Origin of the sequence: Pseudorhodobacter sp. W20_MBD10_FR17 (assembly GCF_052119765.1) — a bacterium.
Classification (GTDB): Bacteria; Pseudomonadota; Alphaproteobacteria; order Rhodobacterales; family Rhodobacteraceae; genus Pseudorhodobacter.
This window is the reverse complement of sequence record NZ_JBGQOQ010000001.1, coordinates 221,948-240,604: the sequence shown is the minus strand read 5'-3', so window position 1 is coordinate 240,604 and position 18,657 is coordinate 221,948. Positions and strand designations below refer to the sequence as shown.

Annotated in this window: 16 protein-coding genes; 2 read left to right on the top strand and 14 right to left on the bottom strand. The window is 55.6% G+C overall.

What is annotated here, in order from left to right:
- From ACEN2J_RS01175 to ACEN2J_RS01115, 13 genes are all read right to left on the bottom strand, one after another.
- A complete protein-coding gene (locus ACEN2J_RS01175) occupies positions 1-645 on the bottom strand; it encodes a DsbA family oxidoreductase (protein ID WP_442102579.1) in 645 nt (214 codons plus the stop codon).
- A gap of 187 nt (positions 646-832) precedes the next feature.
- Complete coding sequence (locus ACEN2J_RS01170; RefSeq protein WP_442102577.1) at positions 833-1,402, bottom strand: carboxymuconolactone decarboxylase family protein; 570 nt, start codon at positions 1,400-1,402, stop codon at positions 833-835.
- A 214-nt stretch (positions 1,403-1,616) separates the two neighbouring features.
- Positions 1,617-3,614 carry an AsmA family protein gene (locus ACEN2J_RS01165; RefSeq protein ID WP_442102575.1) on the bottom strand — a complete coding sequence of 666 codons (1,998 nt, stop codon included), beginning with the start codon at positions 3,612-3,614 and terminating at the stop codon, positions 1,617-1,619.
- Between the two features lie 107 nt (positions 3,615-3,721).
- Positions 3,722-4,294: a DUF1190 domain-containing protein gene (locus ACEN2J_RS01160; RefSeq protein WP_442102573.1), complete on the bottom strand. Its 573-nt coding sequence runs from the start codon at positions 4,292-4,294 to the stop codon at positions 3,722-3,724.
- 46 nt (positions 4,295-4,340) lie between these two features.
- On the bottom strand, positions 4,341-5,567 hold the full coding sequence (locus tag ACEN2J_RS01155; RefSeq protein ID WP_442102571.1) for a glutathionylspermidine synthase family protein: 1,227 nt from the start codon (positions 5,565-5,567) through the stop codon (positions 4,341-4,343).
- 75 nt (positions 5,568-5,642) lie between these two features.
- Positions 5,643-7,076, bottom strand: a complete 1,434-nt coding sequence (locus ACEN2J_RS01150; protein ID WP_442102570.1) for a hypothetical protein — start codon at positions 7,074-7,076, stop codon at positions 5,643-5,645.
- Entirely contained in the window at positions 7,073-8,428 is a 1,356-nt protein-coding gene (locus tag ACEN2J_RS01145; RefSeq protein ID WP_442102568.1) for a DUF3131 domain-containing protein, read from the bottom strand. Before ACEN2J_RS01145 ends, ACEN2J_RS01150 begins: the two co-directional genes overlap by 4 nt.
- Positions 8,425-10,254 (bottom strand): glycosyltransferase family 2 protein, encoded by a 1,830-nt coding sequence (locus tag ACEN2J_RS01140; protein ID WP_442102566.1) that lies wholly within the window; start codon positions 10,252-10,254, stop codon positions 8,425-8,427. Before ACEN2J_RS01140 ends, ACEN2J_RS01145 begins: the two co-directional genes overlap by 4 nt.
- Positions 10,251-11,405, bottom strand: a complete 1,155-nt coding sequence (locus tag ACEN2J_RS01135) for an acyltransferase (RefSeq protein ID WP_442102565.1) — start codon at positions 11,403-11,405, stop codon at positions 10,251-10,253. Before ACEN2J_RS01135 ends, ACEN2J_RS01140 begins: the two co-directional genes overlap by 4 nt.
- Entirely contained in the window at positions 11,402-13,129 is a 1,728-nt protein-coding gene (locus tag ACEN2J_RS01130; RefSeq protein ID WP_442102563.1) for a DUF3131 domain-containing protein, read from the bottom strand. The genes ACEN2J_RS01135 and ACEN2J_RS01130 overlap by 4 nt, the downstream gene beginning before the upstream one ends.
- 50 nt (positions 13,130-13,179) lie before the next feature.
- Positions 13,180-13,593 (bottom strand): ATP-binding protein, encoded by a 414-nt coding sequence (locus ACEN2J_RS01125; RefSeq protein WP_442102561.1) that lies wholly within the window; start codon positions 13,591-13,593, stop codon positions 13,180-13,182.
- On the bottom strand, positions 13,590-13,934 hold the full coding sequence (locus ACEN2J_RS01120; protein ID WP_442102560.1) for an STAS domain-containing protein: 345 nt from the start codon (positions 13,932-13,934) through the stop codon (positions 13,590-13,592). Before ACEN2J_RS01120 ends, ACEN2J_RS01125 begins: the two co-directional genes overlap by 4 nt.
- 2 nt (positions 13,935-13,936) lie before the next feature.
- On the bottom strand, positions 13,937-15,112 hold the full coding sequence (locus ACEN2J_RS01115) for a PP2C family protein-serine/threonine phosphatase (RefSeq protein WP_442102558.1): 1,176 nt from the start codon (positions 15,110-15,112) through the stop codon (positions 13,937-13,939).
- A 416-nt stretch (positions 15,113-15,528) separates the two neighbouring features.
- On the opposite strand from ACEN2J_RS01115, the gene ACEN2J_RS01110 reads away from it, so the two are divergent.
- Entirely contained in the window at positions 15,529-16,071 is a 543-nt protein-coding gene (locus ACEN2J_RS01110) for a heme NO-binding domain-containing protein (protein WP_442102557.1), read from the top strand.
- Between the two features lie 14 nt (positions 16,072-16,085).
- Positions 16,086-17,840 (top strand): ATP-binding protein, encoded by a 1,755-nt coding sequence (locus tag ACEN2J_RS01105; RefSeq protein WP_442102556.1) that lies wholly within the window; start codon positions 16,086-16,088, stop codon positions 17,838-17,840.
- A 98-nt stretch (positions 17,841-17,938) separates the two neighbouring features.
- Here ACEN2J_RS01105 and ACEN2J_RS01100 read toward each other — a convergent pair whose 3' ends face one another.
- The gene (locus tag ACEN2J_RS01100) at positions 17,939-18,553 is read right to left on the bottom strand and encodes a response regulator transcription factor (protein WP_442102554.1); all 615 of its coding nucleotides are present in this window, start codon (positions 18,551-18,553) and stop codon (positions 17,939-17,941) included.
- Positions 18,554-18,657 lie beyond the last annotated feature (104 nt).

Sequence of the window (18,657 nt, the reverse complement as noted above, 5' to 3'; positions counted from 1 at the left end):
TTAGTCTCTCATCTCGGCAAGTTGGGCAAGGATACTGGTGTAGTTTTCCACGCCTTGCGCCCCTGTGACAAGGTGCTTGCGGTCAAAGACAACGGCGGGCACGCCGGAAATACCCTGTTGCTGCCAGAACTGCTCTTCGCTGCGCACCTCATTTGCAAAGCGTTGATCGGCCAGCACGGCAAGGGCCTCATCACGATCCAAACCTATTTCAGCGGCGACATCGGCCAAAACTGCATCATCCGACAGGTTGCGCTGATCTGTGAAATGCGCGGTGAAAAGCGCCATTTTCAGGTCATGGCGGCGGTTTTGTGTATCGGCCCAGTGCAGCAACTGGTGGGTGTTAAAGGTGTTGTGCATGCGCGACTGTTCGGTCCATGCAAAATCAAACCCGAGACTGTCGCCCACGGTCTTCATATGCTGGCGCGATTGTTCGGATTGTTCAGGCGTGCTGCCGTATTTCTCGATGATGTGTTCGCGGGTGTTTTGCCCCTCGGCGGGCATTTGCGGGTTCAACTCAAACGGGTGCCAGTGGATTTCATGCGCCGTGCCGGAGGCCTCTAGGGCGCCCGCCAACTGACGATATCCGATGATGCACCATGGGCACATGACGTCGGATATGATGTCGATACGAAGGGGTTCTGTCATGGTGCCTCCTTTAGGCAAAATCGGCGCGGTCGCCCGCAAGCCGATGGTCGATGGCAAGTATGACAAGCCGCGTTTTGACCCACAAGAGGAGCGCAACCAGAGGCCGACATATTTTGGTGGATCTTGTAGGGGTCAGGGTGGTTTTCAGATGTTGGTCCGGCGACATGCGCCGGACCAAACGTAACCCTTATTCAGCAGCGACGTCTGCTTTCTTTTCCCAAGCGAATTTTTGGAAGACTTGGTCAACAGGCGTTTTGGCGAAGTGGTTGGTGTAGTTCGACATCAGTTTCTGTGCCGCGCCCAGAATGATTTCGAGGATGTTTGTCTGCGTGTAGCCAGCATCAAGGAACGCTTGGGTATCAGCCTCCGAGACGAATCCACGGTCGCGCACCATCGCCAATGTAAAGCTGCGCAGCGCTTCTAGCTTGGCTGTTGGCAGGGGTGTTTCATCACGCAACGCTTCGGTGATCGCGTCGTCAATCTTCATCATTTTGGCGATGCCTGTGTGGGCTGGAACACAGTAGTGGCAGTTGTTTTCGACGTTAATCGCTTGCCAAACAACGGTTTTCTCTTCGTCGGTCATGGATGTCGCCATGAATTGCTGGTGGGCAAAGGCATAGGCGGCAAGCAGCGGTGGCGCGTCTGCCATTGTACCGTGCAGGCCCGGAATGCGGCCGTTGTTCTTAAGCGAGGTTTCCAAAAGCGGCTTACCAGCCTCTGGTGCAGTTTCGATTGTGTGGATCGTGAAGGTCGCCATAACGTACCCTTTCATGGGTTTGGGGGATGCTGTGTGATGGGCTTAACGTTGTTTGAGCGATCGCTCAACAATATAATTGAGCAATCACTCAAAAGTGAGGCCGCGGCTCAAACGTGCAACATGTCGATCGGACAGCAAACCAGCCCGATGCAAAAACAAAGCTGGCAAAGATTTGTTTTTTATGGGGGGCGGTCGATGGCCTTTGCGCGCGGCCTTAGTTGGCGCCGAACAACTTGCCTAAGGCACGGGCGGCTTCGGCCTGTATCGCCTCTTGGGCGCGGCGCTTGGCGGCGTCTTCCAGCTTTTCGCCTTCAAGCCGCTGTATCCCAAGCTCTTTTTCCAGCTTGGCCTTGGCGCGATCTTCCTCGGCGCGGGCCTTTTGCTTCAGACGCTCTTTCTCCTCGGCCAGATTTTGATCAAGCAGCGCCTGCATATCCAACCGAAATTTTGGCTGCGCCCAAGGCCCTGAAATGATCAAGGGCACGGTTATGCCGCCCGTGCCGTCGGTTTGTGCCAGTGCGGTTGTCATCAACCGGTAGTTCAGATCGCGCGCACCGATGCCGACCTGACCGGATCCGGATGCGGTGATATAAGCCGATTTGAACTGTAGATCATCGTTGCGCAGCACGCCGCCCTGTATCGAAAAAGACGCCGTGATCGCATCGAAAATCGTCTTTTGCCCTTCGCCGATATAGCCCAAATCCAAGGATTTCAGCATCCCGACAAGGTCTAACCCGCGCAACTCTCCCTTGCCAAAACGTAGTGAGCCGGTGCCGGATAGCGAATTCATAATATCTGACAGGCGGTTGCCGATGCCCAGAAATTTTAGGTTAAGATCGCCGTTACCGATCAGCCGGTCAAACTTGGCCACATCCTGCAACAAGGGCTGCATCGCAACGCCCGTCGCCCGCAGGTCACCGCCAACCGACATACCGTCGCGGCCATTGACCACAAAGCTGCCCGTCACATTGCCGCCATAGGCCCGCAATTCCTGCGACTCTATCACCATCCGGCTTTTGTCCAAGGTCACATACAAACGTGTCCGGTCCAGCTTGGCCGTGCCCAAATCAATCTGATCCGCCGAGAGCGTCAGGCGGGCATCCAGCGCCGCCAGCCCGCTTACATCGATCAGGTCACGCGACCAACCTGCAGGTGCAGTGCCTTGCGCGGCTGTGGCCGAAGAGGCAGACACCGGTGACGTAAAGTTCAAAGAACCCGCCGAGATTTTGGCCGTCACGTTGGGGCGGTCGCCCTCAAACACAGCATCCAGATCGCCGGTGAATCTATTGCCGTCCAGCACCACCGAGCCGCCCCGAAGGTGCATCGAGCCGGCATTGGTCAGCGTGAGTGTACCAGAAACCTGCCGCGTTTTTGCCCCCAGCCCTTGTGGTAGCGTGGGGGCGGCTTGGCCTGCCAGCCCCATGACTGCCGCCAGATCGGCCAGATCGGCGACGACCGCACCTTCGGCGAGCATTGGGGCCAAACCTAGCCGACCGTTAAAATCAACCTTCGACCCGCCGATAGCGGCCTTTAGGGCTACATCGGTAACCTTCCCTGCCGCAAACGCATCAAACGCCGCGACCTGCCCTTCGAGTGCGAGCTTTACACCATCCTTTACCCCCGAAAGGGATAGGGTTGCAGGGCCGCTAAAATCGGGCATGCGCGCCTCGGCCGCGATGTTGCGGATTTCCATGCGCGAGCCATTCGCATGGTCTAGAAACAGCACAGAGCCATCTTCTATGACGCCATGATCCAGCGTTATGACGCTGCTTTTTGCTGTTTCAGATGTGCTGGCAGTGTTTGTGCCGGATGAGCGCAGGTCTGCGACCGATGCAATTTCCCAGTTGCCAAGTCCGTCGGTGTTGCGCTCCAATATGATCTGCGGACGGATTGCCTCAATCTGGGTGATTTTGATGTCACCGCCGATGAGAGCCGCCACATCAAGGCCGATCGCCAGCCCTTCGGCCTGTAGCAATGGGCCCTCGCGTGACCAATCGGCGTTGGCGATCTGGACCAAGCCAGTTTTGACCCCCAATACCGGCCAGATCGTCGGGCTGGCACCGCCTTCAACAGTCATCGCCCGCCCCGTGGTTTTTAGAAACTGGGCTGCTGCCACATCGGCAACCTTTGCCGCGGGGATCAGAAATACCAAACCAGCCAGCACAACCACCAGCATGACCAAGCCAAACCCAATTCGAACAAACCATCGCATAATGAAGCCCACCCAGTTTTGCATATAACACTACGCAGGCTTTTATCGTTCGGCAACTATTGCAAAGGCGCTTGGGTGCATTGGCGACCTAAAAGCCGTTTTTGGCCTTAGCCACCAAAACTGCTGCGCCCCGCGCTGGAACTGCCAAACCCACCACGTGACATGGCTGTCGCGCGCGACATTGGGGCCTTGCCAACCGTTGCCGCAGGGCGGTTGAATTGCGATGCGCCCAGCTTTGTTGCTCCCGAATTGCCAGAGAACGTGCTTGATCCGGCAGCGTTGGTGAACTTGCCGCCTGATGTTCGGTACAGCGGTTGGCTGGCCTTTGATCCGCCAAGCATGTTGCCAATCAGATAGCCCATCATCAGCGGCATAAAGATGCTAACTGATCCGCCTTGCGTCGCTGTCGCCTCGGTGCCGCAAGCCCCTTCGCCGTGCTGCTCTTCACACACGGCAAGGCTGTCATAACGCGGCGCCGCTTCAACATGCAAAGCCGCAGCTTCGGCAAAGGCAGCATCACAATCTTGCGCCGTGAACAGGCTGCCGTTTTGGGCCGCAGTGGTGCAGCTTTGCAGATCGGGAAATGCCGCGGCATCGACCTTTTCTTCTTGGCAGCCCGCAAGGGTAAACGCCGCAGCGCCAAAGATCGTGATTGCGACAGTTCTGGAACGTTTAATCATGAAAATCCTGGGTTCGTAGTCAGTTCAACGACGTCTCTATCCTATTTTATCCCGTAATAAAATGCGGCTTGAAACGTGATAAATCTTGGGTGATGCGGGATTGGTCCTCGCGCATACCTATACCTGCGCAGGTCTCACCCACAATCCACGCCCCAATGACTGGGCGAAACCCGTCAAATTGCGGCAAGGGCGTGTAGGCCTGAATAATCTGCGGCTGCTCGGCATAGGCGGTGTTTTGAGACACCTCAAGAATGCCGCCATCTTTGAAAATCGAAACCGAAGCCCCTTCGCGCGACAAAATGGGTTTGCGCACATGCCCTGATGTGAGCTGCCCCTCGGCGCGGCCAAAAGCGGCGGCCACATCTGGCGCGGGGCCTCCGCGTCCCGCCATCGTATCCTCTACGTCCTGCGCAAAAAAGGCGGGCAAAAGGTTGGGATGGCCCTCATACATCTGCCAAAGCACAGGCAAAATCCCTTTGTTCGACAAAAGCGCCTTCCACGCTGGTTCCAAGAATTGGCAACCTGATCCGGCGATGTGGCGGGCATAGTTTTCGCGCAACAGATCTTCCCATGGGTACAGCTTGAACAGCACGCCCATAACCCTATCTTGGTCATCTAGGAACTGGCCCTCGTCGCTGATGGCGAGTTTATCAAGGTTACAATAATGCGCGCCCAAGCCTGCCTCACGGGCGGCCCATGCCAGCGCTTCGACGGTGGCGTAATCTTCGGGGTTATCTGCAACAGCGGTAAAATGCAGATCGGTTTCGGGCGCGAAAAGGGCCGCGAGGCGCGCGACAAGCGCTTCGTGGATGCCGTTGAATTGGTCGCTTCCCTCGGCCAGCACGCCCGCGCCAAGCTGATCTTCAAGCCATTGCCATTGAAAGGCTGCCGTCTCATACAGCGAGGTCGGCGTATCAGCGTTATATTCCAGCAGCTTCGCAGGCCCTTTACCATCATAGGCGAGGTCGAACCGGCCGTATAATTCAGGATCACCGCGCCGCCAGCTATCGGCAACAAGATCGCGATATGCCTCGGGGATGGCAAGGCGGTCCATCAAGGGTTCGCTGGTGATAATATGGGCAACGGCTTCGCGGCACATGGCATGCAGCTCGGTCGACGGGTCCTCAATATCGGTCTCAATTTGCGCTAACGTAAAAGCATAAGCCGAGGTTTCGTCCCAATACGGCGCACCGTGCATGTCGGCAAAGGTAAAACCGACCTCTTGCGCATGTTCACGCCACTGCGGCCTTTCAGGCAGAATAATCTTTTTCATTTGGCCCCATTTTTAAATCTTTAAGTGCGGTGCTGGTTTCTTGGCCGTCAGAGCGGGGACACCGGACATTTACGCTTATTGTTCCGGTTGGGTGCTTTGGTTGCACAGCCGTTGGTTTAATGCGGTTATGACCTCCGGAATTGGCATGGTTCTTCCCTCGGCCCCCAGCAGTTCCACGATCGCATTTCGGGTTCGTCTGCCGGGAAATCCGTCTATCCGGCCCGGGTTGGCACCAGCAAGCACCAAAAGGCGTTGAACCGTTATGCCTTCCGGGCCTTGGGGTATGGCGTTCACGCCGCATGGCACGGTTGGCGTGGCCGTTGCCACTATGGTAGGGGCCACAGTGCAATCTTGCGGCAGCCCTGTCAGAACCGGTGCGGTTCCCAGCTGCGCTGCGGCAGCAGAGAGGTTAACCGTGGCAACTGTAACCGGATCGGGGGCCAATAGCTGCACTTGCAGCTGAACCTGCAAAGGGTTTGTGGCGCATTGGGCAACTGCCGTAGTGGCCACCGTTGCAGGGGCGACCGTTGCGGGGGCCACTACCTGCGCCTGCCGGACGGGTTGCACTGCAACAGGGGCCGCCTGCACGGTATTTGCGCCTGTACCAGTTCCCGCCGCCACATTCGGGGCAACAGCGGTTGCCGTCTGTTGTACAGCTGCGGGATCCGCCGCTGCTTGCGCCGCCTTGGCTTCAGCCAGCTTTTTAGCTTCGGCTTCGGCTTCAGCCAGCTTTTTGGCCTCGGCATCGGCCTTTGCTTTCGCCTCAGCCAGCTTTTTAGCTTCAGCTTCAGCTTCAGCCTTTGCTTTGGCTTCAGCCGCCGCCTTGGCTTCAGCCTGCTTTTTGGCCTCGGCATCGGCCTTTGCTTTCGCCTCAGCCAGCTTTTTAGCTTCAGCTTCAGCCTTTGCTTTGGCTTCAGTCGCCGCCTTGGCTTCAGCCTGCTTTTTAGCCTCGGCATCGACCTTTGCTTTCGCCTCAGCCTGCTTTTTAGCCTCGGCTTCGGCCTTTGCTTTCGCTTCAGCCGCTTTTTTAGCCTCTGCATCAGCTTTGGCTTTCGCCTCAGCCTGCTTTTTAGCCTCGGCCTCGGCTTTCGCTTTGGCTGCGGCCTCTGCTGCGGCCTTGGCCACCTCTGGCATAAAGCAATCCTCGATCCGGTCTAGGATTGCTGCGGTATTGGCGGGGGCGGGGTTACCCTCGGCGATGCGCGCGCAGATCTGTTCCGCCGCATCGCAAGTGGTGGTCAAAACCCAATCCGGCGCATCCGGCGCGTTTTGCAACACGGCCTCGCCATTCGCAAACATGGTGTAATAATACCCGTCAATGACGCCCTTTTGCCAAAGGCCGGGAAATTGCGATGACGGCACATCAGCCTGCTGCGTGACCGTATTCACCGCACCGGGCAAGGGAACGGCAAATGTTTCGGTCACACAAGGCTCGGCGGTGGCGCTGGCAGCCTGCGCAAGAGTTGCGCAAACCACCAGCATGCCCAGTTTGACACCAGCACCTGTCACGGCTCTGCCCGAATAAGCGGGCCATGCGCCTTGAACGCGAGGGAGGCAAGGACGACCGCATTGGTGTTGGTCGTGACGGAGCTGTTGGATTTGCCGTCGGCCTCATATATGCCTTCGGGCCAGCCGCGTTCCGGGTCGCCCAAAGGCGCAAGTGCGGTGACCAATTCGCGGGTGTAATCGGTGCCAAACAGCGCATCCCACGCAAAAGCGGTTTTCGTTGTCGTGGTGCGTTTGCTGTCAAGGCGCTCGCCTTTAAACGTCATCACCGCCCACGGCGCGCCGCCACCCCAAATCGATGAATAAACAAAATAGGGGGCCACATCGAGGTGGGACTCACTTACCGCCGTCAGGATACCCGTCTCGCGAAAGCGGGCCTCTTGGGCCTTGTAAATCGCGGTTGCAAAGCGGATCGACCGCGCATCAAAGCCAAATTCCAGCCCGTCGAAAATATAGGGCTCGCTGACGGTAAAGGCAGGCGTCGTGTTGCGATGCAGGCGGGTATCAACGGGGATGGGGAGGCCCTCAACATCCTGAACCATCATGGTTTCTTCGGTGTGATAGGCGCGGTACATATCATACCCGAACAGCATCATCGCCTTGGCGGCGTATTGCTCATAGCCCAGCCGTCCCTCTTGATCGCGACGCAACTGGCCATCGGCGATGTTGCCGCCGACCAGCTGGCCGTCCTCTACCATCTCACTCAGGTGCCATTTATCCATCACTGTGGCCACTTGCGCCCCAAGATCGGGATAGCGGTGTTTGACCTGACCTAATGCCCCAACCATCCGCGCAATATCCAACGCCGACCATCCAAGCCCGCGCTCGGAGGGTTTGTTGCCATAGTCGACCAGCTCGGCGGTTTGTACGTTATAGGCTTTATTGGGCAAAAGGTCGTCAAACAGCCGGATCGTGGCCAGCGTTTGCATCGCTTTGCCAATCCGCGCTTTGGCCTCGTCTGGCTCGATCAACCCCAACATATCAGCCGAGATCACGGCCACGAAATAGGACCCCGTTTCCCACATTGTCGTTGAGGGATATTTGTCGGCAGAGTTCACCAGACCAGTGGTTTCATTGGTGTTGTTCACAAAATACTGCCACGCGATTTTCGCATAGGCAATATCATCAGCCGAGCTTTGCCCGACCACGGCCAGCGGCAGTGGCGTGATCGCCTCAAACGCGGCCATGACCGAGGCGGCCTCAGACGCTGCGGGCTGCTCGGTAGGTGCTTCGGCGGTTGTCGCGGGGGTCTTTTCAACGTTTTCCAATGCTATAACCAATAATAGGCCACATCCAAGGGCGGCAAGAAAAACCAGATGACTTCTGGCTTTGATCAGGTTGTCACGAAAGCTCATGCTGTCTCACTTTCTTTATCTTGAGGTGGCACCCACAGGGCGGCACCGATAATTCCTGCCATCGCAAGGCAATTGTTCAATCCCCAAAGGATATTAGCGACAATGCCGCTGATGGAATGGGGGGTGTCGCCAAGCATTACCGACCCGATCGCCCAGACGGCCCCGAGCAGTGTTAGGGCGACAACGGCGATTTGGGGTTGGACCAGCCGCAAAAAATTGCCCGATTGGCGGACCTTTGGCGTGACGGGAAATGATATTTTCTGCCCCCGCGCAACCGCCCAGATCGCCCGCAACCCAAGCGGAAAGAACGACAAATAACTGGCCTTGGCATCATAGCCCGAAATACCCCATGTGCCGACCATCATTGCCAATTCCAGGGTCACAAGGAACGGGATCAGATGCAGGAAAAAATCCGTTGAATAGGCGGAAACAGGGGAAATGCCTGTGAACAGATAGATGATTGGACCAAACAGAAAGACCACGTTCCAGATGGGCGCGAGGTAAGAGTAAAAGGTCGTCGCGTACATCATCCGCTGTTGAAACGTCAGCCCGCGCCGGAACAGCGGGTTGTCATGGACCAAAATATCAAGGCTGCCGCCCGCGTATTTATAGCGTTGCACGGTCCATGTTAGCAAATCCTGCGGCGACAGCATTTTGCTTTCGACAATTGGGTGCATTTTTGATTTCCAGCCACGTTCGCGGTCAGAATGCAGCACGATGGATGTATAGATGTCTTCAGAGACGTGAAAGCGGTACGGGGTCAGCAGTTCGGTCGTTGCCGCTTGGGTGCGGATAGCCTCCATCAAATCGGTGGAAACCTCGCGCTCTTTGCTGGAGACGGTGATCACCTCTTCGGCGTCAAAGGTGCGCTTTTCGACCTTTGCACCAAAGCTGCGCAAGGCGGCTTCCATCACGGCCTCGCGCCGGTGGATTGACCCCGCGCCACAGCAGAATGAGGCATTGGCCGGGTTCCGGCGGCGTTGGATAATGTCATAAAACATCTTGGGATCATTGACAAAAGGGTCGGCACCAATGGTAACGGGGCCAAAAGCGTCCTCAATCCGGCGGCCCCACTCGCCGCCTTTTGCACCAAAGCGGCGGGCCAGCTTGGACGTCAGCCTTTCCCCTTCGGGCAAGTCATAAAACCACTGCGGGGTTTGGACCCAAGCCATTTTCGGATCGCGGAAATAGCCCAAAGTGTGTTCCAACAATGTTGGAAAGGGACGCGTGTCAGCGTCACAAATCACCAGAAAATCGCCGTCGGTTTGCTCCATCGCGTTGCGCAGGTTACCGGCCTTAAACCCCTCATTCGTGGTGCGCGAGATATAATTCGCGCCCTCTTGTTCCGTCACCGCGCGCATTTCATCGCGGCGGCCGTCATCCAAAATATGAATGCGGATGTCGATAGGGTGCGGATAGGTCATCTGCTTGGCTTCTCGAATGCCAAGGCGAACCAACTCTGGGTCCTCATTATAGGTGGCGAACATCACGTCCACTACGATTGTGCGATCGCCTTCGGGGTGGTCCGGCGCCACGTCCGAGAGCAGGGCGGGCGGCGCCTCAAGCTTGATCGGTTCATCCTTCCATAGGTTGAACACAAACAGGATCATCCCGAAAAATGCAAAGCTTTCGGCCAGCACCAAGGCCAGCGAAAACCACATCGCATCAGGGTTCAGCGACGCCGTCCAGCGCCACCAAATATACCACCCACCAATCACAAGAGCGATGACAGCAAGGAACTGCCACAGGCTTTCGCGCAGCGCAGAATAGGGCAGGGGCTCAGGCGGGACGCGGTCCTCAAACTTCAGGAAATAGTCATCGATCATTTCGCACCTGCCTTTTTGGCGGATTTCCACGTTTCCCACGGGGTTGGCCCAAGGCCGATTGTCCATGCAAGTGGTTTTAGCCGAGAGAGGCCAACCGCCAGAGCAAAGGACAATGGCAGCGCAAACGCATAGCGGAGTAAAACGATGGCCCAAGGTGACATCGACGCGCTCGCGCCCGAATTGAACAGCGCAATATCAAGCAAGTCGATGATAAGCGGATGCACGAGGTACACGCCAAAGGTAAAACGCGCGAGGTTAGACCATTTCGGCGACCATTCCAGAAATTGCCCACCCATGAAAAACAGCATCATGAAGATCGGCATCAGGAAGTGGCCGTAAAAATCCCACCCTTCGCGAACACCCCAAGCGCCGGTTTTCACGGCCACGCCATAAAACGGTAGTGTGGCGAGATAGGCGAGAATGGCAAAATAAATAGCCCCGCGCCGCAATAGACGGGATTCACCGCGCGGAATGCCGTCTTTCCACAGCCCATAGATTGCAAAGGCGGCAAAACCATAGCCGACATAGCCAAAGATTTTCAGCGCGCGGATCAGGTAGTCGCGCAAACCTGCATCAATATCCAGCGTCCAGACAAAGCCTTGTGTGCTGTTCATCACGCCTAGGGTGAAAAACAGCGCCAGCCCAAAGATCGGATAGCGCGTCGCCACCCGCATCAACGGATAGAACATGAACAGCACAAATAGCGTGGGCAGAAAGTGCATGTGATACTGCACCTTACCCAGCACGAAATAGCCAAGCCAGCTTTCGGGTTGTGCCAATTGGTCCATGATATACGGCCCATAACCAAAGGCATTGGCCTTGACCAAGCGGAAAAACGCATAAAACACCACCCAGAACGCAAAGGGCGTCAGCAAACGTTTGGCCTGCATACCAATGGCCGAACTATAAGACGGCAATTTGGTATCGACCCGCATCGCCATCAGGAATAGCGAGAACAGAAAGAACATCTCGGAGCCCGAAAACTCGCCAATCGAGCGCAAAAATACAGGCAAAAGCCGTTCGTCAGCAGCTGCGTTGGCAAAGGGTTGCCCTGCAAAATCGGTAGAAGAGTGGATCAGCACAACGCCCATAGCCGCAAAAACGCGGTTGGCATCGAACCAGACCATTCTAGGTTTGGCGCGTGTATTCATGGCTTCACACTCGGCTTAGGGCAAGATTTCGGCAGAACTTGCACCACCTTTGGCGGGGCGAGTTCGCGTTTTTCGGGGTCACATTCCGTTGCGCCAATTTCGCCACCCGTCAAAACGGGGCGGCAATAGATGAACTCTTCTACCGGAATAACAGGGGAGATTTGCGTCGGATTCGCGCATTCACAGCAGGCTACAACCTCTTCCATCAGGCTTGGGTGGCATTTGTTGGCGCGAATATCGGTGCCTGCAAAATCAGTCGCCCAACGCTGGGTGTTCTTGTTGTTTTTCTGCAAAATCGGGCCTTGCACCTTATACAGCAGCGCGGCGAGGATAACGCCGTTGTTGTTTGCAGTTTGCAGCGGGATAAAGCCGTTGCCGTTTTCATAGAGCCCTTCGTAAAACCCTAAATCGGGTTCAGACAGATCAGCAACACTGTCAAACAACAGGTCCGTATATTCGGTCTGCCATAGCGCCCACAGGCCTACGGCGGCTTTGGCCGAAATGGCGGCGCGGTCGGGTTGGTATTCGCCTGTCGGGTCCAGCGTGTTCCATGGATAGCCATCGGCAAAGATGGAATCGTACACAAAGTAAGGTTTGCCATCTACCTGATGCTCGGACCGCGCGGTGATAATACCCGTTTGTTCAAAGCGCCGCTGTTGTACAAGGTAAATTCGGTTGGCAAATTCGGCCCGCCAGCCTTGGCTTGCGGTGTTGCCGTCATGGGCCTCATCTGTTGCCAGATCCCAGCCCATTTCCAGCCCGTCAAGGATGTAACCCTCGGTCAGCACATAGTTCTGGTTTTTGAAAACCCGCGGGTCGCGCCCGTCATACGGCAGCTTTACGTCGTAAATATTGGTGTAGGCCAAAGGTTCAGGTGACTGCGCGCGCGAGGTGTCAAAGCCCCACAGTTCAAACCCTTTGGCGGCATATTCTTCATAGCCCAAGCGCCCCTCTTGGACATATTGGGCCGTACCATCGCCTTTGACGAAAGAGCCGAACATCCGGCCATCTTCGTTCACCATGTTGCAGAAATTCCAGCGCATCGGCACGCTATCGACGGCATTGGCAAGGTAGGGGTGGCGTTCTTTCAAAATCCGCAGCCAAACCAGCAAACGGCCAATATCCAGCGCCGACATGCCAACTTCGCCCTTCTTGTTGGCGTAGTTCACCTTTTCGCCTGTTGCGGCGTTGTACACCTTGTTCGGCGCTTCGCCCCGAAACAGATCAAGGTTGCGCAGGGTGCTGATCAACTTGGTCGCGCGGGTGTCAAACTCGCGCTTGTCGATCACGCACAGCTCATACGCGGCGACAAGTCCGCTGATGTAAGACGCGGTATCCCACATGGTCGTTGACGGGAAAGAGCCAACGGCATTCACCAAGCCTGTCTCGGGCTGATAGCGTTTGACGAAATAGGACCAAGCGGTTTTTGCCATGGCAAACTCGCGGTCTGTAAGCGGGCCATTGCGCCCAAAATGCGGGGTCGACATCTTTGGATCATGCGCGCATTCCTGTGGCGCGTCCTGATTGGAAAATTCAAGGGTCAGGGGTGCCCCTGACCGGATTGTCACGCTGTTATACTTGGCACCATCAACCGAAGTATTGCCGATGATCACGGTGCCGGGGGCATCTGCCGCCTCTAGCGCCTGTGATTGAACTGTCAACGGCAACGCAAAACATGCAGTTGCGGCCAGTACGATGGTCTTTAGTGTTCCATATGGGGTCATTCGGATTCTCCGGTCGTTTTTTATGCTGCTCTGCCAAAGGCTTTTTTTATTTAGGGTCTTGCGGTAAACGTAAGTTTCAGGCGGTTTTTGTGGGCAACGGGGCCATAGTCTACGCTATCGGCGCATTCCATTATCAACCCCAACCCGCGCCCATTTTCGACGCTCGGATTAATCTGCGACAGGTCGGGCGCATGGGCGCGGATATCAAAGGGCGCGGCGCCTGATGGATCGAAAGCCTCAAGGGTGACGGTCGTGTCGCCAAGGGTCAGGCGGATATCGATTATTGGGTCTTTCGCATCGGTATTCGCATGGATCACCAGATTGGTAAGCGCCTCACTGACCGAGACTTCAAACCGAAAGCGGGCTTCCATTGGCAATATGTCGTCTACTTTGGATGCCAAAGCCATGACCATAGGGTCGACGTCGTCGAGCAGCTTCGGCATATGGAAGGAATGAACCGTCACGAACGCTCGCTAAGGGTTTGGAGGGCCATTTTCACGTTTGGGTAAATGTTGAAAACACGGTCCATGCGGCAGATGCGGAACATTTGCTCAACTTCTGTATTAAGCCCGCAGACGACCACTTCGCCGCGATGCCCAACCTTTTTCAAAACGCCAACAAGTGCGCCCAAACCCGAGGAATCGAGGAAAGACACCTCTTGGAAATCTATGACAAGCTGGGTTGAACCTTCGTTAATCAGGTCAATAACCTCATCCTTGAATACCTTGGCGTTCTGCGCGGTTAGGCGCTGCGCGCCTGGCCGGATGATCGTGATATCGGGTTCGTGTGCTGTGGTATGTATCATGTTCAGGTTCTTTCTAGGGCCAGGATAGTCAAATCATCTTCAAGTGCCTTTTCGCCGCTCCACGCTGACAAGGCCATAATAATGTCATCTGGCAGTTTTGTTAGCCCCGTCTGGGGCTTTGTGGCAACTATGCCTTTAAGGCGGTCTTGTCCAAAAGCTTCGCGCTGCTTGTTTTCAGCCTCAAGCGCGGCATCAGAACACAGAACCAGCGTGCCGCCCGTACCTATCGTTAGAAAGGCATTCTCAAACGCCAAATCGGGAAGCATCCCGACGGGAAAGCCGCCTTCGCCGATGCAGAGGATTTTACCGGCTTGATCAACGTAAATCGGCGACGGTGCCCCGGCTTGGCAATAGGTCAGATGCCCTGTTTGCGTATCAATGACACCAGTGAACATCGTAAAATAATCATCGTTATCCGCGCCGCTAAAGCGCTGGTTCAGGTCCGCCACAAGGGCGGCAGGGTCGGGGTGTCCATCCGGCGTGAACGCCTTGGTGCGGAAAAATTCCGGCGTGATCAGGTGGCCAATGGCAACCGACAACAGTGACGCATGCACCCCGTGGCCAGAGACATCGACCGTGTAAATGCCAAGCGTCCGTTCATCTACGGGAAAACAGCCGAACATATCGCCCGACACAAAGGACGACGGCACAAAGGCAGACGCTATCTTAAAGCCAAGAAAGTCGTTGCGTTGGTCGGGCAAAAGTTGCCTTTGCGCATTCGCCGCAGCCAGCAGATCTTCGTTGATGCGGGCATGGGAGTCTTTCAGGGCGCGTGTTTGCGCGGCCAGTTCCATCGCGTGATGTATTAAGCGGGTCGCCGCACGAATGCGGGCTTTCAGCATGGCAGGGCTGCTTGACTTGCTAAGAAAGTCGTCCGCGCCTGCCTCCATGGCCTCACGCCAGAAATCATCATCGTTCATGCCGGTGATCATAATGATATGAACATAGTGATCGAGCGTCAGCTTGCGCACTTCGCGCGTCAACTCGATCCCGTTCAGGTTGGGCATTTCAAAGTCGCTGATAATGATCTGCGCATTGGTCGAATGCAGCAGGCGCAAGGCCTCTGCGCCATCCTCGGCAGGGATTGGATTATAGCCCAATTTGCGAATGAGCACCGCAAGATACTCTCGCTGAATAGGATTATCTTCAGCCACAATGATCTTGATACGATCAGGCATGCGGGTAATCCAGCAGGTTTCTACAATGCCTCAATGTCTTGGCCCAATCATTATACAGCACGTTTATACTAGCCTTTTTGGCCCCCTCGGACTGTGCGGATTGAGGGGCGTTGGTTAACAATACTCTAACTCAATACATTTTTGGGGCGGTTTAATGGCAAAGCCGAAACAATCTTAAGCTGTGTGATGTTTTTCGCCACTTTTTCCGCATATGTCCCTTTTTGCACGCTTGTTATGCCGAGGGATAGTTGCGGAATTGGGTAAACGAAGGGGCATATGGGTAGCGGCGGGTTTCTTTTGGCTAGGCCGCAGGGATTCGGTATAGATGCCAAGGCGGTGTTTGAAGGTTTAACGGATATCGTCTATACTCCGCTTAGGGACGTGCTGAGCAGCACCACAAATAAGAAAGAGACACCATGCGGGGAACGATTTTCGTCGAATTGATTAAGATGGCCGAAGAAACCTTTGGCGAAGATGTGGTGGATGAGGTGCTGGAAAAGGCAGATCTTGATAATGACGGTGCCTTCACTACGGTTGGCAATTATCCGTGCTCGGAACTTGTCAAAATCGTGATGGCCCTTAGTGCGCATTCCAGTATCAGCCCCGAGGTGTTGCAGCGCAAGTTTGGCCATTGGATGATCAATCACTTTGTCGAAAATTTCCCTGCATTCTTTGAAGGCAAAGCAGATAGTTTCGCGATGCTTGAATCGGTTGATGGCGAAATTCACGTTGAGGTTGCAAAGCTTTACCCTGACGCAGAGCTGCCTGTGTTCGAAACCAAGCGTTTGGCGCCAGATCATTTGATCATGACCTATTCATCGCCACGGCCGCTGGTCGAGTTTTGCCATGGGATGATCGAAGCCTGCCTTGATCTGTTCAGCCAATCTGCCGATATTCAGCGCATGGCAGTGCCAACCCCCGCCAACGCAACTCGGTTTGATATTCGTCTGACCGCATAAGGCACCCGAACAGAATGAACGACAGCACCGATGATCGCGTCTCGCGCAAAAGATACCAGCGCGAACAAGCTGCCCGCGCCGAGGCCGAGGCTCTGCTAGAGCAAAAAAGCCGTGACCTGTTCACAGCCAACAAAAAGATGAGCGCCTATTCCGCCGAGCTGGAGCAGGCGGTTCAAAAGCGGACATCCGAATTGCAGGTCGCGCTGAGGCAGGCCGAAACTGCCTCAATCGTGCGCAGTCGTTTTGTTGCCACGATGAGCCATGAAATCCGCACGCCGTTGGGCGGGTTGTTGGGGATGATCGATTTGCTTAGCATGGATGAGCAGGATGAAGGCCGTAAAGAGCTGCTTGAGTATGCCAAGATCGCTGGAAACGGGCTCAGCCGTATCGTGAATGACGTGCTTGATTTTTCGAAGATGGAGGCCGGTGTTTTTGTGTTCCAAGAAGAACACGTCGATATTCGCGCCGCGATTGAAAGCATTCGGATACTCGCGGTGACGAACAAAAAGGGCAAAGGGCGGTCGATCCATGCCAAGATTGACAAAAGCGTGCCCCAGTTGTTTTTGGGTGATGCAACGCGGATCCGTCAGGTTATTTCGAACTTTATCGATAATGCGCTGCGCTATTCGACCGATGGGCCGATCATCGTGCGTGCCATGGCGACCCCCGACCCCAAGGATAAACTGCTGCGCGTCGAAGTCGAAGATTTCGGCGTGGGTGTTGCCGAAGATAAAATCCCTGATCTGTTCAAAGATTTCTCACAGATTTCAAACTCTCTGACGGCTGCAGCCCAGGGCACGGGGCTTGGCCTTGCGATCTGTAAACGGATCATGGAGGGTTGTGGCGGCCGCGTCGGGGTTGATAGCAGCTTGGGCGAAGGGTCTACCTTTTGGTTTGAGCTGCCCGTTGCCGTTGTTGCCGCGTCTTCGACGGGCGAAAACCACGCGGCCTTGGGCGATGCCTCCCAGCAGATCACCCTGACGGGCAAGCGGGTTTTGATTGCCGAAGATAACCCGATCAACCAAAAGCTGCTGCTGGCCTATGTGGCCCGCATGGGCTTGGTTGCCGAATTGGCCGAAAACGGGCGTTTGGCGCTAGAGGCGTTTGCACCTGATAAATTTGATATCGTGCTGATGGATGTGGCGATGCCCGAAATGGACGGGCTAGAGGCGACCCGCCGGATCCGTGATAAATGGGCAGGCAGTGACCTGCCGCCGTTTTTGGTGCTGACCGCACATGTCATGGACGCGATTGAGGAAGAGGCAAGACAGGTTGGCGTTGACACGGTTTTGTCGAAACCTATCCCCTTTGAAGAGCTGAAGGCCGCGATGATCGCGGCGCTGGGCAACAGCAAGGCCGCGCGAACCCCTGCGGCACTACAGGCCAAAGTGGCAGAGCCGGAACCCGTGGTCGCCCCGCCCGAAGCGCCCGCAGACAAATCAATCATCGACATGATGTCTGTCACCGCCGCCAAGGAATTGACGGAAATATTCGGCCTGTCCGAAGTGTCGGCCTTTGTTCAAAAATACATCACGGATGCGACAGAGCGCTTGGATAAAATCGATGCCGCGATCAGCAGTGGTGAGGCCCTTGTCGTGACACAACAGGCGCATTCCTTAAAAGGGGCGTCGCATGTCTTTGGCTTTGCCGATATCCCTGAATGGGCGCAGAGCATTGAAAAAAGCGACCCGATTAAGGACTCGCAAGCCGTGGCTGATACCGCGAAAAATATTCGGGGCCGGTTGCAGATGCTTCAGGCCTTGCTGTGAGATCGTGTCAGAGCTGTAAGTCATAGCTGCAAGAGGCGCTTCCGCCCGTCAGCCCCAGCGCCCAACGCCGGTTTTTGGCGTTGGGCGTGCCAATAGGGTCAGAAAAGCTTTGCCTCATGCGCGATCATTGCAGCCTGTGTTCTGTTTGACGCATCAAGCTTGCGGTACAGGGTTTTCATATGCAGCTTTACCGTTGGTTCGCTGATGTCCAAATCGCGGGCAATTTCCTTGTTAGATTTGCCCTCGGTCAGACCTTTCAACATCTGCAATTCACGCGGGGTTAGCTTATCTGCCAGCGGATGGGTTTCGGGGGCGTCTTGCGTCGTCATAAAATCAAACGGAACAAACTGTTCGCCCATCACCATGAACTTTACAGCGTTGATCATAGATTTCGCGGGCAGCGTTTTCGGCACAAAACCCGCAGCCCCTTCCTCTAGGGCCTGCTGCGCTATTTCACGGGTGGCGGTGCCCGATAGCAGGGCAACCCGCTGCCCGCCATGCATAGCCAAGGCGCGGCGCAGGCCATCCAGTCCGTTCATGCCGGGCATATTCAGATCCAGCATGATCAGATCATAGCGCGACTCATTGTCGATCAGCGCGCAGGCTTGTTGGAAATCTGCGGCGGTGCTTGTCTCTATATCGCCCTGCGATTGCAACAGCATAACCAGCATGTCACGTACAAGATCATGGTCATCAGCGATTAACACCCGCATCGTGCTCTCCTTGCCTTTGCGCGTTTCTAGACGGCAACAGCCGCGGTTGCACGTTTTAAATACGGGCATAGCTGGGCGGACCTATCCAAACGGGTAGGTGTGTA